This window comes from Hymenobacter crusticola, from assembly GCF_002154225.1.
Classification (GTDB): Bacteria; Bacteroidota; Bacteroidia; order Cytophagales; family Hymenobacteraceae; genus Hymenobacter; species Hymenobacter crusticola.
Genome location: NZ_MTSE01000010.1, coordinates 131,977 through 151,660, shown reverse-complemented (window position 1 = coordinate 151,660; position 19,684 = coordinate 131,977). Strand labels below are relative to the sequence as shown.

Below are 19,684 nucleotides of genomic sequence, written 5' to 3'. Positions count from 1 at the left end.
CCCCGGCGTTGCAGAACGCCGGGGCTTTTCAATGCTAGGTAAATGAGTCTTACTTACCGGCCGTGCCTTTCTTAGCTTCGGCAATCAGGTCGTCGTTCATTTTTACGTAGTCGTTGTTTTTCGCTTCGGTAGCTAGCTTTTTCGACTGCTCAGCGGCCGTGATGGCGCCTTTGTAATCCTTCATCTTGAGGCGGATCTTCGCTTCCGTCTGCACGTTCCAGAACTTGGGGTCTTTCTCGTTGGCCTTCTGAATCCAGGTAAGAGCCTGTTTCAGATCTTTGTTGTTGTCGTAGTAATAAACGGCGGCGGCAGCGTAGTTATCGGGCGTCACGGCGGCACCACCGTTCACCACTTTCTCGTTGATTTGGGCCATCACCTTGGCGTCTACTTCCGTGGTGATGCGGAATTTAGCGCCAGTGTTTTCCCACTGCATATCTACGTTGGCGGTGGCCGGCGTCAGGTCGCTGAAGTTCATTGTGAACGTCTCCACCTTGCTGGGCAGCTTGTAGGTTTTGGCCGTGAAGGTAGCCACGTTGTCCTCGTCCTTGAAGCCATCGACGTTGGCTCCTAGCTTCGTGTTCTTGTTCAGTACCATGGCCCATGCGTCCTTGTTCGGAATGCTGTAGAGGCCATACTCGCCGGCCGGAATTTTCTTGCCCTCCATGATTACTTCGTCGGAGAACTTGATGGTGGTGGTGGCGTTGGCGCCCGTGCGCCAGCGCTTGCCAAGTGGAGCGAGAGGAGATGCTACTCCGAAAGCAGTGCGCCCTTTCAGGCTAGGCCGCGAATAGGTGATGGTGATGTCGGTGAGACCAACGCGCTGCGTAACGGTGCTTTTGGGGCTAGGTTGTGGGGTGGTAATCTGCGCTTCGGCGCGACCAGCTAGGAGCATGCCGGTGAGGGCAAGAGCCGCAAACCCGGCGCGGGGAGAAATAGACAAAGTGGTCATGAAAAGGGGTGAATTAGTTGATTAGCGACCTAAAATTAGCAAAACCGCAGCGGGCGTAGGCTTTTTGTTTGCCACGAATCTCAAGTAGCGCGGACTTTGCCGTTCGCATTGCATCATTCCCACGCACAGGCCACAAAGTCTGCGTTACTTACGCGCCGTTCAACTATCCTTGTAGCGAGAACAAAGCACACCCAATGAATCTGCAAAACGCGTCGGCAACCCGTTGCTGCTCAGTTCGCCACCAGTTGAAAGCAGCAATAGCGAAGGGGAAGTGGCTAAGGCAAATAATCGTTGCCCTGCTAACTTCCGTGCTCACGGTAGCGGCCGCGCAGGCGCGCATTGTGCGCATCGAAATTACCAGCGTGCAGTCGCCCACGTTTGAGGGAAAGGCTTTCGGGAAGGTGGGCGCATACGAAAAATTGCGAGGCAAGGCCTACGGGGAAGTAGACCCTAGCTTGCCGCAAAATGCCCTTATCACGGATCTGGCATTGGCGCCGCGCAATGCCCGCGGCATGGTGGAGTACTCGATGGATATCTACCTGCTCAAGCCGCTCAACCTGCGCCAGGGCAATCATAAGCTGTTTTTGGAAGTGAATAACCGGGGCTCGAAGCTCTTTGGGGGCCTCAACAACAGCAGCGGCGGCAACGACCCTAGCACGGCGGCGCAGGCGGGCGAAGGATTTCTGATGAACCAAGGCTACACCCTAGCCTGGAACGGCTGGGACACGTCGGCTGCGGCGGGCAATAATAACTTGACCATCAGTGTGCCTGTTGCCCACCATCCGGATGGCTCGCCGATTACCGGGCCCGCGTACGAATACATCAGCTTCGAAAACACCACGACGCAGACGTTCAACCTCGCTTATCCAGCCGCCACGCTGGACCCAGCGCGGGCCACGCTCACCGTCCGCCAGCGGCTTAATGATGCACCCACGCCGGTGCCAGCTAGCGGTTGGGAGTACGCGAGTGAACGCACCATCCGGCTGCTGCCTGCCGGCACGGCCTTCCAGCAGAGTGCCATTTATGAGCTGGCGTACACGGCCAAGAACCCCGTGGTGGCAGGCCTAGGTTTTGCCGCTACCCGCGACTTTGTCGCGTTTCTGCGTTACGCCAAGGGCGATGATTTTGGCAATCCAAACCCGCTCGCCAGTGACGTACGCTATACCTTTTCCTACGCCCTTTCGCAGCCCGCCCGCTACCTGAACGATTTTCAGACCCTAGGTTTTAATACCGATGAGCAGGGCCGTCGCGTGCTAGATGGCATGGAAAACTGGCTAGGCGGTGGCAGTGGCATCGGGCTCAACTTCCGGTTTGCTCAGCCGTCCCGCACCGAGCGCAACCGGCAGAATCACCTTTACCCGGAAGCGCTGTTTCCCTTCGCTTACCCGGTGCTCACCGATCCGCTGACGGGCCAAACCGCCGGGCGTTCCGCTCGTTGCGCAGCGGCGGGTACCTGCCCCAAAGTGTTTGAGATAAACTCTGCTAATGAGTATTGGGTAAAGGCTGCGTCACTCTTACACACTGATTTGCAAGGCAATGATTTGCCCGATCCGGCAAATGTGCGGTTCTTCCTGATTTCCGGCGCCCAGCACGGTACCGGCGACGCCAATAACCGCGGTGTGTGCCAGCAGGGCCAGAACCCAACCAATGCGGAGCCCGCTTTGCGTGCTTTGTTTGTTGCCCTCGATCGGTGGGTGACTCAAGGCAGCGCACCACCTAAGAGCCAGGTACCTAGGCGCTCGGAGGGCACGGCCGCGCTGGCCGTGGCGCAACCCGGCTCCCTGACGGGCAGCGTACCAGCGGCAGACCTAGGGTGGCCATCCATCCCTGGCGTAACGTACACGGGCCTCATCAGCACGCGCTACGCGCTGGATTTTGGTCCTGGGCTAAGCCAAGGCCTTATCACGAAGTACCCGCCCACCGTAACGGGCCGGCCGGTGTACCCCAGCTTTGTATCGAAAGTAGATGCGGATGGCAACGAAGTAGCGGGCATCCGTCTGCCGATTGTGGCAGCACCCTTGGCCACAACCACCGGCTGGGCTTTGCGCCGGGCGAGCTTCGGGGAAAACGAGGGCTGCGAAGCTGCCGGTCAATATTTGCCTTTTCCCTTAACGCCTGCCGACCGCGCCGCTACCCATGACCCGCGGCGGTCGGTGCAAGAGCGCTACCGTACACATGCCGGCTATGTAGCAGCCGTGACAAAGGCAACTAAAGAGCTTGTGCAGCAACGATTTCTGTTAGCAGAAGACGCGCAAAAGTACATCCAGGCTGCGGAAGCTAGCTCCGTGTTGCGGTAGGCGGCGGCAGGTTTGCTGCTACACGGATGCTTAGTGCCTGTGTCTGTCCTATTGAACATCACTTCGACCAATGGGAGAAATAACGTTCAATGAGCTCTTAATACACGGCCACCTCTTTTTCGTCCAGCAACTCTTCCAGAGCTGCTGGTGTAGCCGGCGCGACTAGGCGCCGCAGGTCTACGTAGTAACACGCCATTTGCTGAGGGTAGAGCAGAAGCCAATCGCCGATGTGCACGGCATAACGTAGCTTCTTCCAGTGAATTAGAAACTCGCCGGCTGTGCTCCGGCTGGTTATGCTATCGGCGTTGAACTGATAACTAATTGGTTGCTGGAGCGCCGTATTCGTGGCGTAGCCCTTTCGTAGCTCCCGCTTCACGCGCCACTGCCGCCACCACGCATACACCAACGCTATGCCCCAAGCTGGCAAGAAGCCCCAGAAAACTTCTGTTGTTGGGTGGCGCACCCATTGCCAGATACCTAGCCCAAAACTAATGGTCAGCAGCAGAATGGACACGTACAGGAGCCACGTAACACGGCGAGTGCGCGGCTGCTGCCCCCAGAGTTGGTAGTTGACGGCCACATATTCATCGGCAGTCATGGTAACGTGGCGAGCTTCGATGGGAAGCGGGAAGCTAGGCAATAGGGCTAGGTTTAGGGCTGAGTTTGCTCAGTGCTGCGCGCAAAGATACTTTAGCTTGCGCCTAGTTAGCGTCTTGACAAGAATATGTTAATTCGGTTGATTAACAATTAGGCTCAGGTAGTGAACACCGTATTCATGCAAAAGCTTCTTTACCTAAGAGTCAGCTAAAAAATAGAACTGTGTTACTATACAAAAAGAAAGGCGAAGCATTGCTCCGCCTTTCTTTTTGTATGGTGGTTTGAAAAACCTAGGTCAACTCAAACTGTAGCTTCAGTAGATTCGCGTAAAGCCCGTTCTCATTGTCGGCGAGCTCCTCGTGGGTGCCTTGCTCCACAATGCGGCCGCCGTCAATCACCAGGATCTTATCCACCTTGCGGATAGTGCTGAGGCGGTGGGCAATGATAATGCTGGTGCGGTCCTTCATTAGCTCGTCCATGGCTCCTTGCACCAGCTTTTCCGACTCCGAGTCGAGGGAAGAAGTAGCTTCGTCGAGGATGAGGATGGCAGGATTTTTCAGGATGGCGCGGGCAATGGCAATGCGCTGGCGCTGACCGCCCGAAAGCTTAATGCCTCGCTCACCCACTATGGTATCGAAGCCTTCAGGGAAGCTTTGAATAAACTGCCACGCGTTGGCTTTGCGAGCGGCCGCCTGGATTTCCGCGTCAGTCGCGTCGGTTTTGCCGTAGGCGATGTTTTCGCGAATGGTGCCACCAAACAGCAGCGTTTCCTGCGGCACGATACCAATATGACGTCGTAGCGCCGTAAGATCGTACTGGCGTACGTCGCGGCCATCGACTAGAATATGCCCCCCGCTGAGCGGGTAGAACTGCATCAGCAGGCCGGCAATGGTACTTTTGCCTGCGCCGCTGGGGCCTACAAGAGCGATTTTCTCGCCCGCTGCAATGCAAAAGTCAATGTCTTGTAGCACCGGCACATCGGGGCGAGTTGGGTAGCTGAACACCACGTGTTCGTAGCGAATATCGCCGTGTATTTGCAACTGAGCCGCATCCGCTTGCTGGTACGTTGGCTCGCCTTCTTCGTCTAGTATCTCCAGAATACGCTCGGAAGCACCTAGGGTACTCTGCACTTTGCCGTACAGTTCGCCCAAGCCAGCTACCGAAGCACCAATAAAGGCCGTGTAGATAATAAAGGCCGTCAGGTCGCCGATTTGTAGGTGGTTAGGATCGGTGACGGGCGTGTGTACCAGCGTAGCGCCGCGCCAGAGTACCAGAATAATGCCGCCAAACAAACCAATAATCACGAACGACACAAAACCGCCCCGGTACAAATTGCTTTGCAAAGCGGCCCGCACCACCTTGCCCAAGGAAGAGTTATAGCGCCCAATCTCAAACTGCTCATTGGTGAAGGCCTTCACCGACGTAATAGCTTGCAGGGTCTCCTCAACGATAGTATTAGTGTGAGCTAGCTCCTGCTGCACGGTGCGCGCTAGGGTGCGGATTTTACGACCAAATAGCCCCGCCGCCAACACGATCGGTGGGAAAGTAAGCAGCATAAACAACGACAGCTTCCACGACACAACCATGATAAAGGCAATGCCGCCCACCAGCGTAAATACCTGCCGAAATAGCTCTGCCAAGGTCAGTGAAAATGAGTCCTGAATCTGGCCTACGTCGGAGGTAATGCGCGACGTGATGGCGCCCACCCGGTTTTGCTCGAAGAAGGGAATAGGCAGCTGCATGAACTTGGCGTACAGAGCCTGCCGAATGTCACGCACCGTGAATTCGCTCACCTGAGTGAAAAACCAAATGCGCCCAAAGGAAAAAATACCCTGCAGAACCGTCACCACAAACAGCCCGATTGCCACGCGGTTGATGTCGAGGGCTAGGCCTCCCGGCAGCACCAACGGCTCACCGGTGGCCACGTTCACCAGCTTGCCCGCTATCCAAGGAAACGACATGGTACTGAGGCTACTAAGCACCAGCAGCACCATGCCCACGCTGAACGTGCCCCGGTAGGGCAGCACGTAGCGAAAAATCCGCAGGCCGCGCCGGAACGATTCTTTGTTCAGTTTCACCTTTGGCGCTTCGCTACCTAGCTCGCCGCTGGTGTTCAATCCACTTCTAGCCATTTGTATAGAAATTAGAGCTTAGAAGACAGCGCTGAGGTAGAAGCAGGTGACAAAGCAGTAAGCACATACTAGCTATGGATCTAGGTTCTAAGCTCTTCCTTCTAAGTTCTATCAAAAGATTATTCAAACTTTACCTTGCCTTTCGGCTGCTCTACTTCTAAAGTAGCTGAGTTGCCAAACGGAACAAGCAGCTGAACCTGTACCGGGACTGCCTCTCCCTTTCGGGTGGCGGCCTTCCACGGGGGCATTACCCTGAGGACGCGCAAGGCTTCTGCGTCGCACTCGGGGCTTAGGCCCTTGGTGACGACCAACGTGGTCAAGTCTCCATCGGTTTCTACTATGCCCGTTACCACCACGTTGCCAGTAATCTGCTTGACGCGGGCCGCCTCCGGATACTTCACTTGCTGCTGAAAAAATTTGTTTAGGGCAGGTTGCCCACCCGGAAACTGCGGCGCTACGTCGGGCCGGTTAGCAGCCGGATTTTGCTGGGCTTGCATGTGATTTGCCTGCAACTCAATGGGCTGCTTCGCTGGTGCCGGAGTTGGCTGGACCTGCGCCGAAACCCTCAAACTTACGAGCAGGAAGATGAAGAAAAGATGTTTCATGAAGAATAAAAAAGTAGCGCGGAACGGCTTCCGCGCTACCAAGTATAGAAGTGGCACCAGACGCTCTTCCTAAACAACGGCTAGCGAGCAGAGTTCACCGGAAGAGAGGCGGGCCGTGAAATTGCCAGAAGGCCTAGGAAAGTCATTAAACCATTGACTATCAAGATCTCAAATCCAAACTCATAACCACCAAACCATGCTTTGGAGTTGGCGTTAATGATAAAAGTCAGGATAGGGCAGGCCACGCAAATGTAAGGCACGAGCTTGTCGTTGAGAGCCCGGCGCGAAAACAGTCCGAACGAGTACAAGCCTAGCAACGGCCCGTACGTGTAACCCGCGGCTTTAAACACCGCCGTAATGACGCTTTGGTCGTTAATGGCCTTGAAAATCAGGATGATGAGAATAAGAATAACGGAAAAAGCTAGGTGGGCTAGCTTGCGATAACGAGCCTGCTGCTGCTCAGGGAAGCGCTTGATATCCAGAAAATCGACGCAGAAAGAGGTAGTGAGCGCCGTGAGGGCCGAATCAGCCGAGGCGTATGTCACGGCGATGATGCCGAGGATGAACACAATACCCGCAAACAGTGTGAAGTGCTCAGTGGCTAGCAGTGGAAATACGTTGTCGCCGATGATTTTGCCAGTTGCTGAGTTAGTAGGAAGCTGAATGCCTTTCGCGGCGGCAAACTTGTAGAGCAACACTCCTAATGACAGGAAAAACACATTGACCAGCACAATAGAAATTGTGAACCAGAACATATTTTTCTGTGCTTCCTGCAAGTTGCGGCAGCTTAAGTTCTTCTGCATCAAGTCCTGATCGAGGCCCGTCATCACAATCGTGATGAAGGCACCCGAAGCAAACTGCTTCCAGAAGAACTTGTCGTCTTTCAGGTCAGAGAAGTAAATGCGCGACATGTCACTATCGCGCACGGTCTGTACCATCTGCTTGAAACCTAGGTTTAACTCTGAAGAAATCAGGTAAATGCTCACCCCTACGCAGGTGAGCATGGCCAGCGTTTGGAAGGCATCCGTCCACAAAATGGTTTTGAGGCCGCCACGAAACGTATACAGGTAGATCAACAGGATGCTAACCGAAACCGTCACGGCGAATGGCACGCCCATGGCATCAAATACGGCGAATTGCAATACCCCAGCTACCAGAAACAAGCGAAATGCCGCACCAATGGCCCGCGACAGCAGGAAGAAAAATGCGCCCGTCTTATAGCTCCAGAAGCCAAACCGTTGCTCCAGGTAAGTATAAATTGAGACGAGTTGTAGCCGATAGTACAGTGGCATGAGCACCGTACCAATAACCAGATAGCCAATAATATAGCCAAATACTACCGCCATATAGCTCCAGGCTTGCCCCATAACCATACCTGGCACCGAAATGAACGTGACCCCCGAGAGCGAGGTGCCAATCATCGCAAAGGCTACCATATACCATGGCGCATTACGGTTCGCAATGAAGAAGCTCTCACTGGTAGCCTTGCGCGAGGTAAGCAAGGAGATAATAATCAGGACGGTAAAGTAGCCGGCAATGAGGCTGAGGACCAGAGTAGGAGACATGCAGACAGGGAAATAAGCGTAAAGATATAGTAAGCTGTCACAACCAAATCAGCATCATCGGGGAGAGGCTAGATAGTGCACCCTGGTAATAGAGGTAGGTAGCTGATCTGGTGTTAGCTACAAATTGATCTATTCGAAGATTTTTTAGCTTTGGCGCTAGGGTACAGGTAACCTTTTAGGTAAAGAAAGAAGCTAGGTTGAACGAATTGAGGCCGGGTGCGTACCACATCTCACAATCGTTTCCGGAAACGATTGTGATCCTTTCCTTTTAGCTAAGTCATCTAAGTGCCTAGGTTGGTCTACGTGACCCGTTATCTTCAAAGATAAGCGCCCAAAATGGTGGATTTAGGCATAGTAGGAGTAGCAGGTAGTACTGCTGTCCTCATGGTTGGTTCAATTGCATTTTTTAACTGAAACGTTTGCGGTGTGTGTCGCTCTACCTCTTCAATCGACTATATGTCAACTTCTTTTACCAACATAAATCTGTTTATGACCTAGCTCATTCACGTTCTCTGCCATTGTTTCACTTAACGCCATTTATGAAAACAAAACTCTACGCTCTCATTGGTCGGATCCTGACGCTCCTGGCTTTTGTGCTGGCTGTTTTACTGGCCACTGGTGTTCATGCCCAGGCCTTCGTCTCCTCATCTACCAGCGCTACGGCTAGCCAGGGTCAGCCACTAACAATCTGGTAATCTGCTAGCTAAATGGCATGCACTAGAGGCACGTTGTCCGCAACTACATCCCTTCTGAATACGGAACATGGGCGCCGCCTCATGAAGGTTCTATCTCATCCACATTCCCAACACCACTATGATAACACATAGACTCAGCTTTCTTTCTTTAGCATTGCTAACCTCAGCAAGCCTCTACGCCCAAAATGCGCCAGTAACGCAGCAGATGGAATCGGGCGCACTTGGTAGCGATTGGAATACACTCACGGCGACGGGCACGACGTATATCACCTCCGCCACCGATGTGGCCGCTTCCCAAAACCCGGGTAACGCTACGAAGGTGGCAAGCTACACCGTCACATTTCCAGGACCCGGCTCCTACGACCTTTACGTGCGCGTGCGGGTGGGCTCGGGTGCCGCCAACGACGACAGCTTCTACTATGGCAATGGTTTCGGCGTCAAGGACCCAACCAACAGTGACGATTGGACCATCTGTAACAACCTGTACGGGGTGGGTTACACGGGTGGCGCCTTGGCAGTAGATGGTGGTGGCACGGCGGCTCAAACAGGCGTGTGGAAGTGGCTCAACCTTTCCAAGTTCAACGGGGGCGAGGCGCCCGTAACCTTCGTTGTGGCGGCCAATAACCTAACGCAAACCTTCCAGATTGGCGGCCGTGAAAACGGACTCGATATTGACAAGGTGGTCTTTGGCACAACAGGGTTGTACTTCACCGTCAATAACCTAGATAACGGGCAGCAGGGCTCAGTCAATCCGCCCACGCCGCCACCTACGCCCACTGGACCGCCCATTGCCGCAGGCAAGTCGAAGTTCCTAGGTGGTATCTACAGCAACGCACAAGCACCTAACTTCACGGCATACTGGAACCAGGTAACCCCCGAAAACGCCGGTAAGTGGGGCTCCGTCGAATCTACCAGGAACGTGATGAACTGGGCAGAGCTCGACGCGGCTTATAAGCTAGCGAAGGACAACGGCCTCCCGTTCAAAATGCATACGCTTATCTGGGGTGCACAGCAGCCTACCTGGATTGCCAGTCTTCCTCCGGCCGAGCAGTTGGCCGAAATCAAGGAATGGTATATGTTGGTGGCCCAGCGCTACCCAAACATCGACATCATTGAAGTAGTGAATGAGCCGTTGCACGCCCCGCCTACCTCGCCCGGTACCAACGGAGATGCCGGCAACTACGCCAATGCCCTAGGTGGTAGTGGCACTACCGGTTGGGACTGGGTGATTACTTCGTTTCAGTTGGCGCGTCAATATTTTCCGCAAGCCAAGCTGTGGCTCAACGATTACAGCGTGGAAAATACAATTACCAGTGCGCAGAACTATTTGGTTATCATAAATTTGCTCAAAAGCCGGGGCCTGATTGACGGCATTGGGGTGCAAGGCCACGCCTTCTCCACCCGGAACACGCCCGCCTCCACCCTGACCACCACTATCACCTCGTTCGCCCAGACGGGGCTGCCCGTATACATCACGGAGCTGGATATCGACGGCGTCAATGCGCAAGGACAATTGGACGATCAGATTCAATTAGCGGAATACCAGCGCGTATTTCCATTATTCTGGACGAATCCGGGGGTAAAAGGAATTACGCTGTGGGGCTACCGCATTGGACACTGGCGCACCACGCAAGGCGCGTACCTAGTGAACTCCGATGAAACCGAACGCCCGGCCCTCGCTTGGTTGCGGAGTTATGTAAAAGAGACGGTGCTAGCCACTAAAACCGCTGAGCGGTTTGCCGTTAATGCGTATCCGAACCCAGCCGCTGGGGGGCAGTTCACCCTGCAAGGCACCGAAAAGCTCAGCCGCATCCGCGTGCTCGACCTGAGCGGTAAGCAGGTATACGCTGTGCAAGTTGCCAAGCAGCCTGCTATAGACGTAAAGCTTAACGTGGCGCCAGGCCTTTACATCGTGGAGTTGTCGGATGGGCAGAGCACACAGTCGAAGAAGCTAGTGGTGGAGTAACCTAGGTTGCCTTCTAATCGCCACGCGTAAAGCTTTACAAAAGCCCGTTTCATATGATGGAACGGGCTTTTGTATTTCAAAGCATCAGCCGTAAGTGCCACTCTAACAGCTGAAGAGATGACCACGTGTGCAGGGTAGTGTACATAAATTGTTTATATCTAATTTATTTAATATTTATCTGCATGCTATTTGATGGAGTTCGTGAGCCGATAAGGCAGTTCTCTTACGCGTTCATCTATAACATCATTGCATGAAATTTTATTTACTCTGTATCGCTAGCCTGCTAAGTGCCAGTGCAAGTATGGCGCAACTAACGCGTCCCAGTCGCGAAATTCGTCCCGAGCGCAAGCAACCACAAGACCCGATTCAGGCTGAGTTGTCTAAAGCAACTATTGCCCAAGCTCCCGCAAAAAAGGGGACTACTAGTACAATAGTACCTAGTAGTATGATGGCCTACATTTGGTCAACGAGCACTAGTAAGTGGGTGCTACCCCCAACGTTACACAAGTATATCTACGATAGCAAAGGCAGTTTGCAACAAGAAATAATTGCGGACTCATCTGCGACGCAGCCCGCATCTCGTTATTCTTATTCTTATAACTCCAATGGCTCAGCATCTACCTATCTAGAAGAAACCTGGACAGGAACAGCCTGGAGGAATGCCTCACGCAGTGTTTTTAGCTATGACAGCCGTGGCTACGAAACCGAGTGGTTAAGACAAAAGTGGGTGAATGGCGCCTGGGAAAATGAGTCTCGTGATATCAGCAACTATAGCAGCCTGGAAACAGAATTGCTGAGACAAGATTGGGTGAATGGTGTTTGGCAAAATAAGTCGCGATTGGCTTATTTCTTCAATACCCAAGGCCGGTACACGGGTGATGTCTACCAAGAGTGGGATGGGAATATGATAGTTTATGGCTACCGAACCTCCTTTACCTATAACGCTAATGGAGCTATAACTCAACAAATAAGCGAGAGTTGGGACAAAAATCGTAACGATTTTATCCTAACATACCGCTACTCATACATTTACAACGCTGCTGGTGGGAGAATAGAAGAAGTAGGCGAAGACTGGAACATTGTAACTAACAGCTTCGTGCCTTCTAGGCGCTATATATATACCGTAGTAGCTGCGCAGCCATGGTCAGAATATGTACTCCAAGTATGGCAAAACGGCACTTATGTGAACGCCTGGCGCACTATTAATCCTATTCGTGATGCAGAAGGACGGTTGACTCGCTATGAATCACAACGTTGGTACAGCACTATTTGGCAAGATGAAGAGCGTACTACCATTTCGTACCAAGCAAATGGCTCCTATGAGCAATTAATAGAGAAGTACGTGAATGGTGAATGGACTAATAGTCTTCGTTATAGCGATATCAATCAGGAAGAAGGTGTCTTTTTGGAAAATAAGAGTGAGACTTGGAATGGCAATTCCTGGAAGATCTTCTATGGTCGGCGTTTGGTGCTGAACTACGATGCGGCAGGGAACATCAAGCGCAGAGTCGACCAAGAATATAGTACCGCTGACGAAAAGTACATCAATACTAAACTATATACTTATGGTAATTACCAAACAATCACGCTAGCAAATCAACGTGCCGCGGCTCTGACAGCTGCTACCCAAGTGTACCCTAATCCTACTGCTGGCAAGGCGACGTTGCAGCTAGCTGGTTTACCGCAAGGCCAAGGTGTACTACAGGGTCAATTGCTTAATACCCTAGGTCAGGTAGTACAGCAATTCACGCTCAAGCTGCAACAAGGAACTGTCAACCAAGAGCTAGATCTAAGTCAACTGAAGGCTGGCGTTTATACCTTGCGGATACAGACGAAAGAAGGAGCCATCGTGAAGCAAGTCGTCCGACAATAAGTAGCTAGATCTCTACACGAAAGCCCAGTCAGCGGAAGCTGGCTGGGCTTTCGTATTTCTATAGGCTGTGTTCTATTCCCAATCTTGCCAGCGCATCACTTCGCCTACGGCTGGCGCGTGTAGCTCACCGCGAAGCATGCCGCCGTGCGCTACTTCTTCCAGGGTGCGTAGCGGCTCGGAGGCGGGCTCATCGGAGAGGTCGAAGGTACCGTAGTGCATGGGCACCACATGGCCGGCGCGCAGCACGTTGGCGGCTTTGGCGGCCTCGTGCGGGTCCATGTGGCTCAGGTGCATCATAAACGAGGGTTTGTAGGCCCCAATCGGCATCAAAGTAATGTCGATGGGGCCAAATTGCTCCTCGATCTGCTCGAAGTGGGGGGCGTAGGAAGAGTCGCCGGCAAAGTAGAGAAGCTTATCCGCCACCCGAATCATGAAGCTGCCCCAAAGCACACGGTTCAGATCGTTGAGGCCACGGCGGTGCCAGTGCGAGGCGGGCAAGTAAGTGATTTCCAAAGGGCTATCGGGACCTAGGTCGTACTGCTGCCACCAGCCAGCTTCTTGCACCGGCAGTTGCCGCCCCATGCCGCGCAGGAGCGGCGTCATGCGCAAAGGCGCCAAGGCTTGCATCTGCGGATTTTGGCTAACGAGCAGCTTGATGGAACGCTCATCGAGGTGGTCGCGGTGCCCGTGGCTGAGCAGCAGGTAGTCGATGTTGCGAATGTCCTCGGGGCGGCAAGGCAGCGCATGGCGGTGGCGCAAGCCCAGGGAGGAAAATAGCACGGGGTCGAAGAGGAGTGTGCGGCCGCCTGCCCGCAGCAGAAAGCACGCGTGCCCTAGCCACACCAGCATGTCTTCCTTCGACTCAAAAACGTCGGCGCACGGCACCACAGCTGGAGCCCACGTATCGGCTTCCTTCTCGGCCTTCTGTTTGTTTTTGGTCATAACCTTCCAACGGAAAACAGTGCTGAAGCTAGGTTCGTACAGCGTGTCGCCATTGGCAAATTCATTCCCGAAAAGCTTATTGCCGGGGTAATTACGACGTATCGTCGTCAACTGCGGGTTGTTGGCGTAGCTAATGCGGGCGGCCATGAAGGAGGGGTTAGGAGCGAGGATTCGTTTGGGAGCCAAGCTAGGGAAGAAACAGGTGTACGTTCTGTTCTTTGCCAAGAGAAGCGCCCTTTATCTAGCCTAGCACGGCACAACAAGCCGTGTGCAGTAGACTCTTACAAACAACAAAGCCCCGGAAACTTCCCAGGGCTTGTTGCGCAAAAGCGAAAAAACAGGTTATAGCGCAGCGGCTAATACCCATATGGCATCATGGGCGAGCCGTACATGCCACCGTACCCATATCCTGGGCTAGCACCTTGCGATACGCGCACCCCACCCGACACCGAAATATTTTCTGTCAATTGGTAGTCGGCGCGAATGTTCACGCCCGAGCCCATACTGCCAAACCCAGCGTACGGATTCACTCTAGGGGCAAATGGCTGAGTGGAGAGATCTTTCCACGCCATGCCGGTGAGAGCCAGCCGGGGGCTTACTAAATAAGTACCGCCAGCCTGTACGAGCACATTGTTGGCAGTGTTGAAGTTTGGCGTTAGAGGTTGGTTCGTCTCGCTTGTGTAACGATTGCCTAGGTACGATTGCGTGCGCAGAAAGGTAGTACCCGCGAAAACCCGGAAGCGATTGGAAACTTGGTACGTAGCTGTTGGGCTGATGTAAGACATGGTGCCATAGCGACCAGCGAACTGCATACCCGCGTCTAGGTTGTACGATACTCGGGAGCGTATCAAACCAAGCTTCGATGCAGGCTCAGGAGCTCTTGGGGTCTGCGCGGCAGCTGTACCCGCCCAACACAGGCTAGCACCAAGAAGCAAAATAGAGAAGGAGAAACGCATAGGAGGCAGTGCTAAAGACAGAAACCAGCCGAAATCAAGTTCAAGATACGCAAAACCTAGGCTTTACAGAAGAAGTGAGCGGGCCACTTTTGTATTGGTTGAAAAAGGAACAAGGCATTATGGATGACGGGTGGGGCGCGTTAGCCACACAACACCGCCGAGGCACAACGCAAACCAGGCAAAAGGGAGCCGTAAGTCTACTAACGATAACGCGCCGAAAACCAAGGTGGTTGCAATACTAGCTAACCCCTGCATGGCTTGGTTTAAGCCAAAGATTTCGCCTCGGTTGGCAGCCGTTGTTCGTTGGGCAAGCAAGCCTTCCAGCAAGCCCTGAATCAGCGACAGGGTAAGACAATCGACGATGGTAAGAATAGTGAGTGCCGTGATGGAGTGACCTACCAGCCCATAACCGGCTAGGGTAGGGGCACCAAGCAAGGCTAGCCAAAAAATGGTGCGGCGCGGTGGCAAACGGCCCGCTAGGTAGGTGTAAAATAAATAGTTGATAACAATGCTGAGTCCGCCGAAGAAGATGAAGTAGTACGACAAGCCGCGCGCGGTGAGCTGCAATTCGCCTAGGCTAGCGTAAGCAACAAAGTAGAAGTAGTAGCCTGTGCTGAGCGTAAGTGCGACTTGGGTGAGGACCACGCGGCGCAAGCCCGGCGCCGCTAGGTCGTGCGCCCGAAGGCGTGCCCAGAGCGTCAGCACGTTGGTCGCGCGGCCTACTTCGGTCCATAGCTCTGCGCCACGCACCGCCGAGCGCTGAAGTTGAGTTTCGCTGAACCCTAGACTCAGCAAGACATTCAAACCCGATAACCCAACGGCTAAGCTGGCTACAGCGTGCGCCTGCTCTGGCAATGGCACGGCAAACAGCGTTAGGACCAAGCCGGCGGCCATAGGGCCCAGTACGAAGCCCAGCGATACAATAGCGCCTTCAATACCTAGGTTCTGAAACAGCCGCTCCTTGGGAGAAATATCGGTGATGGCCGAGCGCACGGTAGCGTACATGCCATTGGTGAGTCCATCACTAAGCCGATTGGTGAGGTAGTAGCCCGCGCGCACGGGCAACAGCAAGCAGTTGGCCGCCAGCGTGCCCACCGCCGAGATAATCAGGATTGGACGCCGCCCGTAGCCGTCGGAGAGGCGACCTAGCAACGGGGCCGAAAAAAGCTGTACCCCCAAAAATAGCGCAGTGCCCACCGAAAGCCATACCTGCGGCTGCGGCAATCCGCGCACAAATTCGGGCATGATTGGGCCTACCGCCGACCCTACAATGACATCGAGCAGAATGATAGCATAAATCAGATAAAGGCGGCGGTCTTGGAACATGCCCGTACGTACGGCTAACAAGCAAAAAAGCCGTCCTACTACTGGACGGCTTTTCGGAAATAAAAACAATAGCCGCTTTCTACTTCGCCTTGCTACCTAGCCAAGCCGCCCGGTACTTCTGCATCTGCTTGGTTACGGGGCGACCCGCTTTCTCATTCGGGACAACTTCCAGTAGCGGGCTCTCAACCAACGTCACTTGCGCTGTGCGTTCCTGCCCACGCGAGCGAAAGGTCACGGGGATGGCGTCGCCGGGCTTGTGTTGCGCTAACAGTTGGGTGAGCTCTGCCTGGTTGCGCGGCGACTTGCCGTCGAGTTTGGTGATTTGGTCATCGCGGTCGAGGCCAGCTTGGTAGAGCGGGCTGCCCACGAGCGTGTTGCCGCCCACGGCAATGATACTATCGGCAAAGGCTAGGCGCGTTAGCCCTAGGCTAGCTTGGCCCGGCTTGGCCCGGCGTACCACCAGGCCTGCAGGCGCGAGCAACTGCTCATAGTTGGGGAGTTGATGCCCCGTGATATGCTCGCGAAAGAAGCGACCAGCAAAGGCCGTATCGCGGCTGACCTGACCGAGTACGCGTTGCAGATCAGCCAAGGTATAAGGGCGCTCGGGGGCGTAATCGCGCTGCGGCTTGCCATGTTGCTGCCACACAGCCCGCATAAAAGCATCTAGGTCAGTCTTGTAGTTCTGGCGCAGCATCATGTCCAACGCTAGTGCATTGCCTGCCCCAATAATGTAGTAAGATAGATAGGTGTTACCGCGGTTGTTGGGATCAATGCTGACGGCGGCATCCACGAAGGGTGCCTGCTGGCTCATCTCCACGGGCGAATAGCGGCTGGCCCCCGGCGAATTGAGCATGGCATTTACCACGCCGGTCACATCTTCTAGGTATTGATCTTCGGTAAATGCACCAGACCGCCGCAAGATCAGGTCGCCATAGTATTGGGTGAAGCCTTCCGCAAACCACAGAGCCTCACTCATGTTAGCGCGCTCAAAATCGAACGGTTCCAAGGACTTAGGGCGAATGCGCTCCACATTCCACGAGTGGAAAAACTCGTGCGATACCGTACCTAGGTTTCGCAACACGCCGGGGCCACGCAACGGACTGCTGCTCGTGATACTGGTGGAGTTGCGGTGTTCCATGCCATCGCCGCTGGTCTGGGGCAAGTAGTTAGCAACGAACGTGTAACGGCCGAAATCGTAGCTAGGCAGCTCGCCGAAAATAGCTGCTGCTTCGCGCACTACTTTTTTAGTTAGCTCCGCGTACGTGTCTAGTTCCGCATCGGTGCCCGTGTGCACCACGGCTAGCTCTATGGTCTTGCCTTGTTCCTGCCAAGTGCGCACCTTCTGCGGCCCGAGGGATGTTGGGCTGTCCATAAGATACTGCAGGTGAGGCGCGTAGTAAGTGCCTTTTGCCGGATCTGGCTTGAGCTGCGTAGCTACTTGCCAGCCCGTTGGGAGCTCAAACTTTACTTCGGCCGGTCGCTGCTCCTGGCCATGAGCGAAAGCTAGGGTAGCCGGCATGTTCAAGTGAGCGTGGATCTGATCGATGCCGGCGTAAGTACCATCGGTCCGGTCGCCGTAGAGCGTGTAGGTGAAGCGCACCGTACCATCGTGGCCGCTTACGTCCCACCCATACGGATCGGACTGGTTTATTTTTAATGCTTTTCCTTTAGAGTCAGTGGCTTGCACGGCATACACGTTTTTGGCAAACTCGTGCAAAGCGTAGCGCCCCGGTGAGCTGCGGGCCATGCGCACTTGCAAGGTGCCCGGCTTTAGCTCCGTAAAAACCACCGTGATGTTGGCTTCGTGGTGTGCGGCATTAGGGAAAGCAACGGTATACTGTACTGGCGTTGTTTGCGCCAGTGCCGCGCTAGGCAGGGCCATCGCGAGCAAGATAGTAGCGGCAAGATTCCGCATAGGGAAGTGGTTGTGAAGAGTAGAAAGCGCCTAAAATTAAGAGCCAAGTTGAGAAAACAACGTTGGTTCACGCTTCTGCTGGTTCCTCAAAAACGGTGGCTTCAATCATGCCCGCGTAAAAAGTTCGCCGGTTTTGTGCCCGTAGCCCTAGCTTATTCAATTCAGCATGGAGCGCTGGTAGCTGCCGGGCACTAATACCAGTCGTAATCCGGAAGAATTTATACATCACAGCCAGCAAGGCCCGTTGCCACCCCAGCGGCGGCTGACAAAAGTCGGCCAGCAGCCACACGCCGCCAGGTTGCCGCGCCGCATTGAGCTGCTGCATAACGGCTTGCAGTCGGGCGGGGGCAAATAAGTCTAAAAAGAAAAAGGTGACAATCGCGTCAAAAGTCTCGTGCGTAGCTAGCGAAGCTTCGGTGCCAAGGCGAAACTCTACTTGCGCCAGGTACCTAGCTCCCGTGCCGCGCAGGGCCTGCTGCGACTTGCGCAACATAGCGGTAGAGGCTTCTAGGTAAAGCACCTGCGCCTGTGGACACCGGCGGAACACTTCGCCCAGTACCCAACCCGTGCCACCACCAATAATCAGTATTTTGGGGGCACCCGGTGGCAAGCCGACCAAGGCTGCCTGTTGAGCTCGCCGCAGCGCTCGGCCAAAGACTAGCCTAGCTAGGAAGTCATAAAAGCCTGCTACTCGGTCGAAGCCCGAATCCGGAGTCGTCATAAAGGAATGTAAGCACTGGCTTGCACCCTACGCCGTTCAAGGTAAGAACGTTGTATGGGAATCTGGTAGCGGCGTTAGCGCGTAAAACATTATGGTAGCGCAGGCGCAGGGGAAAGCCAGTCGCTTGGGGACCCCTGGAGTATTTTTTGTGTTAGGCAACGTATGACGAATCATTTGCGCCGTTTGCTAGCTGGCCTTACGCTGTTTGTGGCCGAGTTCACCGTCACCCTGCTGGTTGGCATTCTAGGAGTTCTCATCTTTCTGTTTTTAGGGCGCGAAGTGCTTAATCAACAAGTAACTGCCTTTGATGAGCAAGCAACAACCTGGGTCCGTGCGTTGCTAGGCCCCAACCAGTTAGGCTGGGTGCGCAGCGTGACGTTCTTAGCTTCGGCCAACTTTATTATCGTCGCTGCCTCGCTGCTGATCGGCTACTTCTTGCTGCGCCGCCGCCACCGATGGTACACGCTGCTGGTGCCGGTGGTGGCCATTGGGAGCATCGTACTAAACCTAACGCTGAAAAACGCTTACCAACGGCCACGACCAGCCATGCCGTTAGTAGCCGCCGAAGGACTGAGCTTTCCTAGCGGCCACGCCATGATTGCGGCGTCTTTTTACGGTTTGCTGATTTATTTAGTGCAAACGCATATGCGCAGTCCTACATTACGCTGGATACGGCGTCTGCTAATCCTAGGGCTGATGTTCCTAATTTTACTCATTGGCCTCACCCGAGTGTACCTGCGCGTGCACTATACCTCCGACGTGCTGGCCGGCTTTATGGCTGGCGGCGTGTGGCTTCTGCTAGCAATTCCGTTGCTTAAACGCATTGAAAAAGAGACCAAAAAACGGTTTAAGTCTACTATGCAAGCAGCTGAAAAACAGGCTCAATAGCGTAGAAAACAACTTTTTTTAGGAAAATATTTTCTTGGTTTTGGCGAAACATTGCCTACTGCCTGTATCTTTGCACCGTCAAAAGGCACCTCTAGCATAAGAGATGTTCTTTGCACCACCCGCGCTTGTGGCGAAATTGGTAGACGCGCTGTCTTCAGGCGGCAGTTCCGAAAGGTGTGAGAGTTCGAGTCTCTCCGAGCGCACAGAAAGCCGGCCCCGATGGGCCGGCTTTTTTTGTTTTGGCTGTCTCTGTTTTA

The 19,684-nt window shown here is 54.1% G+C and carries 15 protein-coding genes and 1 tRNA gene; 6 read left to right on the top strand and 10 right to left on the bottom strand.

Annotated features, from left to right (window positions below; genetic code table 11):
* Positions 1-49: 49 nt before the first annotated feature.
* The gene (locus BXP70_RS18355) at positions 50-949 is read right to left on the bottom strand and encodes a DUF2911 domain-containing protein (RefSeq protein ID WP_086595574.1); all 900 of its coding nucleotides are present in this window, start codon (positions 947-949) and stop codon (positions 50-52) included.
* A gap of 194 nt (positions 950-1,143) precedes the next feature.
* Here BXP70_RS18355 and BXP70_RS18350 point away from each other — a divergent pair, with 194 nt between their 5' ends.
* On the top strand, positions 1,144-3,246 hold the full coding sequence (locus BXP70_RS18350; RefSeq protein WP_245849676.1) for an alpha/beta hydrolase domain-containing protein: 2,103 nt from the start codon (positions 1,144-1,146) through the stop codon (positions 3,244-3,246).
* 97 nt (positions 3,247-3,343) lie between these two features.
* Here the strand turns inward: BXP70_RS18350 and BXP70_RS18345 are convergent, their stop codons facing one another.
* The 4 genes from BXP70_RS18345 to BXP70_RS18330 all read right to left on the bottom strand — a co-directional run bounded on the left by BXP70_RS18345 (position 3,344) and on the right by BXP70_RS18330 (position 8,145).
* Complete coding sequence (locus tag BXP70_RS18345; protein WP_086595573.1) at positions 3,344-3,844, bottom strand: hypothetical protein; 501 nt, start codon at positions 3,842-3,844, stop codon at positions 3,344-3,346.
* A 289-nt stretch (positions 3,845-4,133) separates the two neighbouring features.
* Positions 4,134-5,975 (bottom strand): ABC transporter ATP-binding protein, encoded by a 1,842-nt coding sequence (locus BXP70_RS18340; protein WP_086595572.1) that lies wholly within the window; start codon positions 5,973-5,975, stop codon positions 4,134-4,136.
* A gap of 119 nt (positions 5,976-6,094) precedes the next feature.
* Positions 6,095-6,580 (bottom strand): TonB family protein, encoded by a 486-nt coding sequence (locus BXP70_RS18335; protein ID WP_143436563.1) that lies wholly within the window; start codon positions 6,578-6,580, stop codon positions 6,095-6,097.
* A gap of 80 nt (positions 6,581-6,660) precedes the next feature.
* A complete protein-coding gene (locus tag BXP70_RS18330) occupies positions 6,661-8,145 on the bottom strand; it encodes a sodium:solute symporter (protein WP_086595570.1) in 1,485 nt (494 codons plus the stop codon).
* 539 nt (positions 8,146-8,684) lie between these two features.
* Between BXP70_RS18330 and BXP70_RS29950 the strand changes: the two genes are divergently transcribed.
* From BXP70_RS29950 to BXP70_RS18320, 3 genes are all read left to right on the top strand, one after another.
* A complete protein-coding gene (locus BXP70_RS29950; protein WP_179197738.1) occupies positions 8,685-8,840 on the top strand; it encodes a hypothetical protein in 156 nt (51 codons plus the stop codon).
* A gap of 154 nt (positions 8,841-8,994) precedes the next feature.
* A complete protein-coding gene (locus tag BXP70_RS18325) occupies positions 8,995-10,806 on the top strand; it encodes an endo-1,4-beta-xylanase (protein WP_179197737.1) in 1,812 nt (603 codons plus the stop codon).
* Between the two features lie 250 nt (positions 10,807-11,056).
* Positions 11,057-12,679 carry a T9SS type A sorting domain-containing protein gene (locus BXP70_RS18320; protein WP_086595568.1) on the top strand — a complete coding sequence of 541 codons (1,623 nt, stop codon included), beginning with the start codon at positions 11,057-11,059 and terminating at the stop codon, positions 12,677-12,679.
* A gap of 72 nt (positions 12,680-12,751) precedes the next feature.
* On the opposite strand, the gene BXP70_RS18315 is transcribed toward BXP70_RS18320, so the two are convergent.
* The 5 genes from BXP70_RS18315 to BXP70_RS18295 form a co-directional block, all read right to left on the bottom strand.
* Positions 12,752-13,768, bottom strand: a complete 1,017-nt coding sequence (locus BXP70_RS18315; protein WP_086595567.1) for an MBL fold metallo-hydrolase — start codon at positions 13,766-13,768, stop codon at positions 12,752-12,754.
* Positions 13,769-13,977: 209 nt separating this feature from the next.
* Complete coding sequence (locus BXP70_RS18310) at positions 13,978-14,577, bottom strand: hypothetical protein (protein WP_143436562.1); 600 nt, start codon at positions 14,575-14,577, stop codon at positions 13,978-13,980.
* Positions 14,578-14,694: 117 nt separating this feature from the next.
* Positions 14,695-15,903, bottom strand: coding sequence for an MFS transporter (locus tag BXP70_RS18305; protein WP_086595598.1), 1,209 nt, complete (start codon positions 15,901-15,903; stop codon positions 14,695-14,697).
* A 79-nt stretch (positions 15,904-15,982) separates the two neighbouring features.
* Complete coding sequence (locus BXP70_RS18300) at positions 15,983-17,818, bottom strand: M61 family metallopeptidase (RefSeq protein WP_086595565.1); 1,836 nt, start codon at positions 17,816-17,818, stop codon at positions 15,983-15,985.
* 67 nt (positions 17,819-17,885) lie between these two features.
* Complete coding sequence (locus tag BXP70_RS18295; RefSeq protein ID WP_086595564.1) at positions 17,886-18,539, bottom strand: class I SAM-dependent methyltransferase; 654 nt, start codon at positions 18,537-18,539, stop codon at positions 17,886-17,888.
* A gap of 162 nt (positions 18,540-18,701) precedes the next feature.
* Here BXP70_RS18295 and BXP70_RS18290 point away from each other — a divergent pair, with 162 nt between their 5' ends.
* Positions 18,702-19,427 (top strand): phosphatase PAP2 family protein, encoded by a 726-nt coding sequence (locus tag BXP70_RS18290; RefSeq protein ID WP_086595563.1) that lies wholly within the window; start codon positions 18,702-18,704, stop codon positions 19,425-19,427.
* Between the two features lie 121 nt (positions 19,428-19,548).
* Positions 19,549-19,630, top strand: a tRNA-Leu gene (locus BXP70_RS18285).
* Positions 19,631-19,684: the final 54 nt, after the last annotated feature.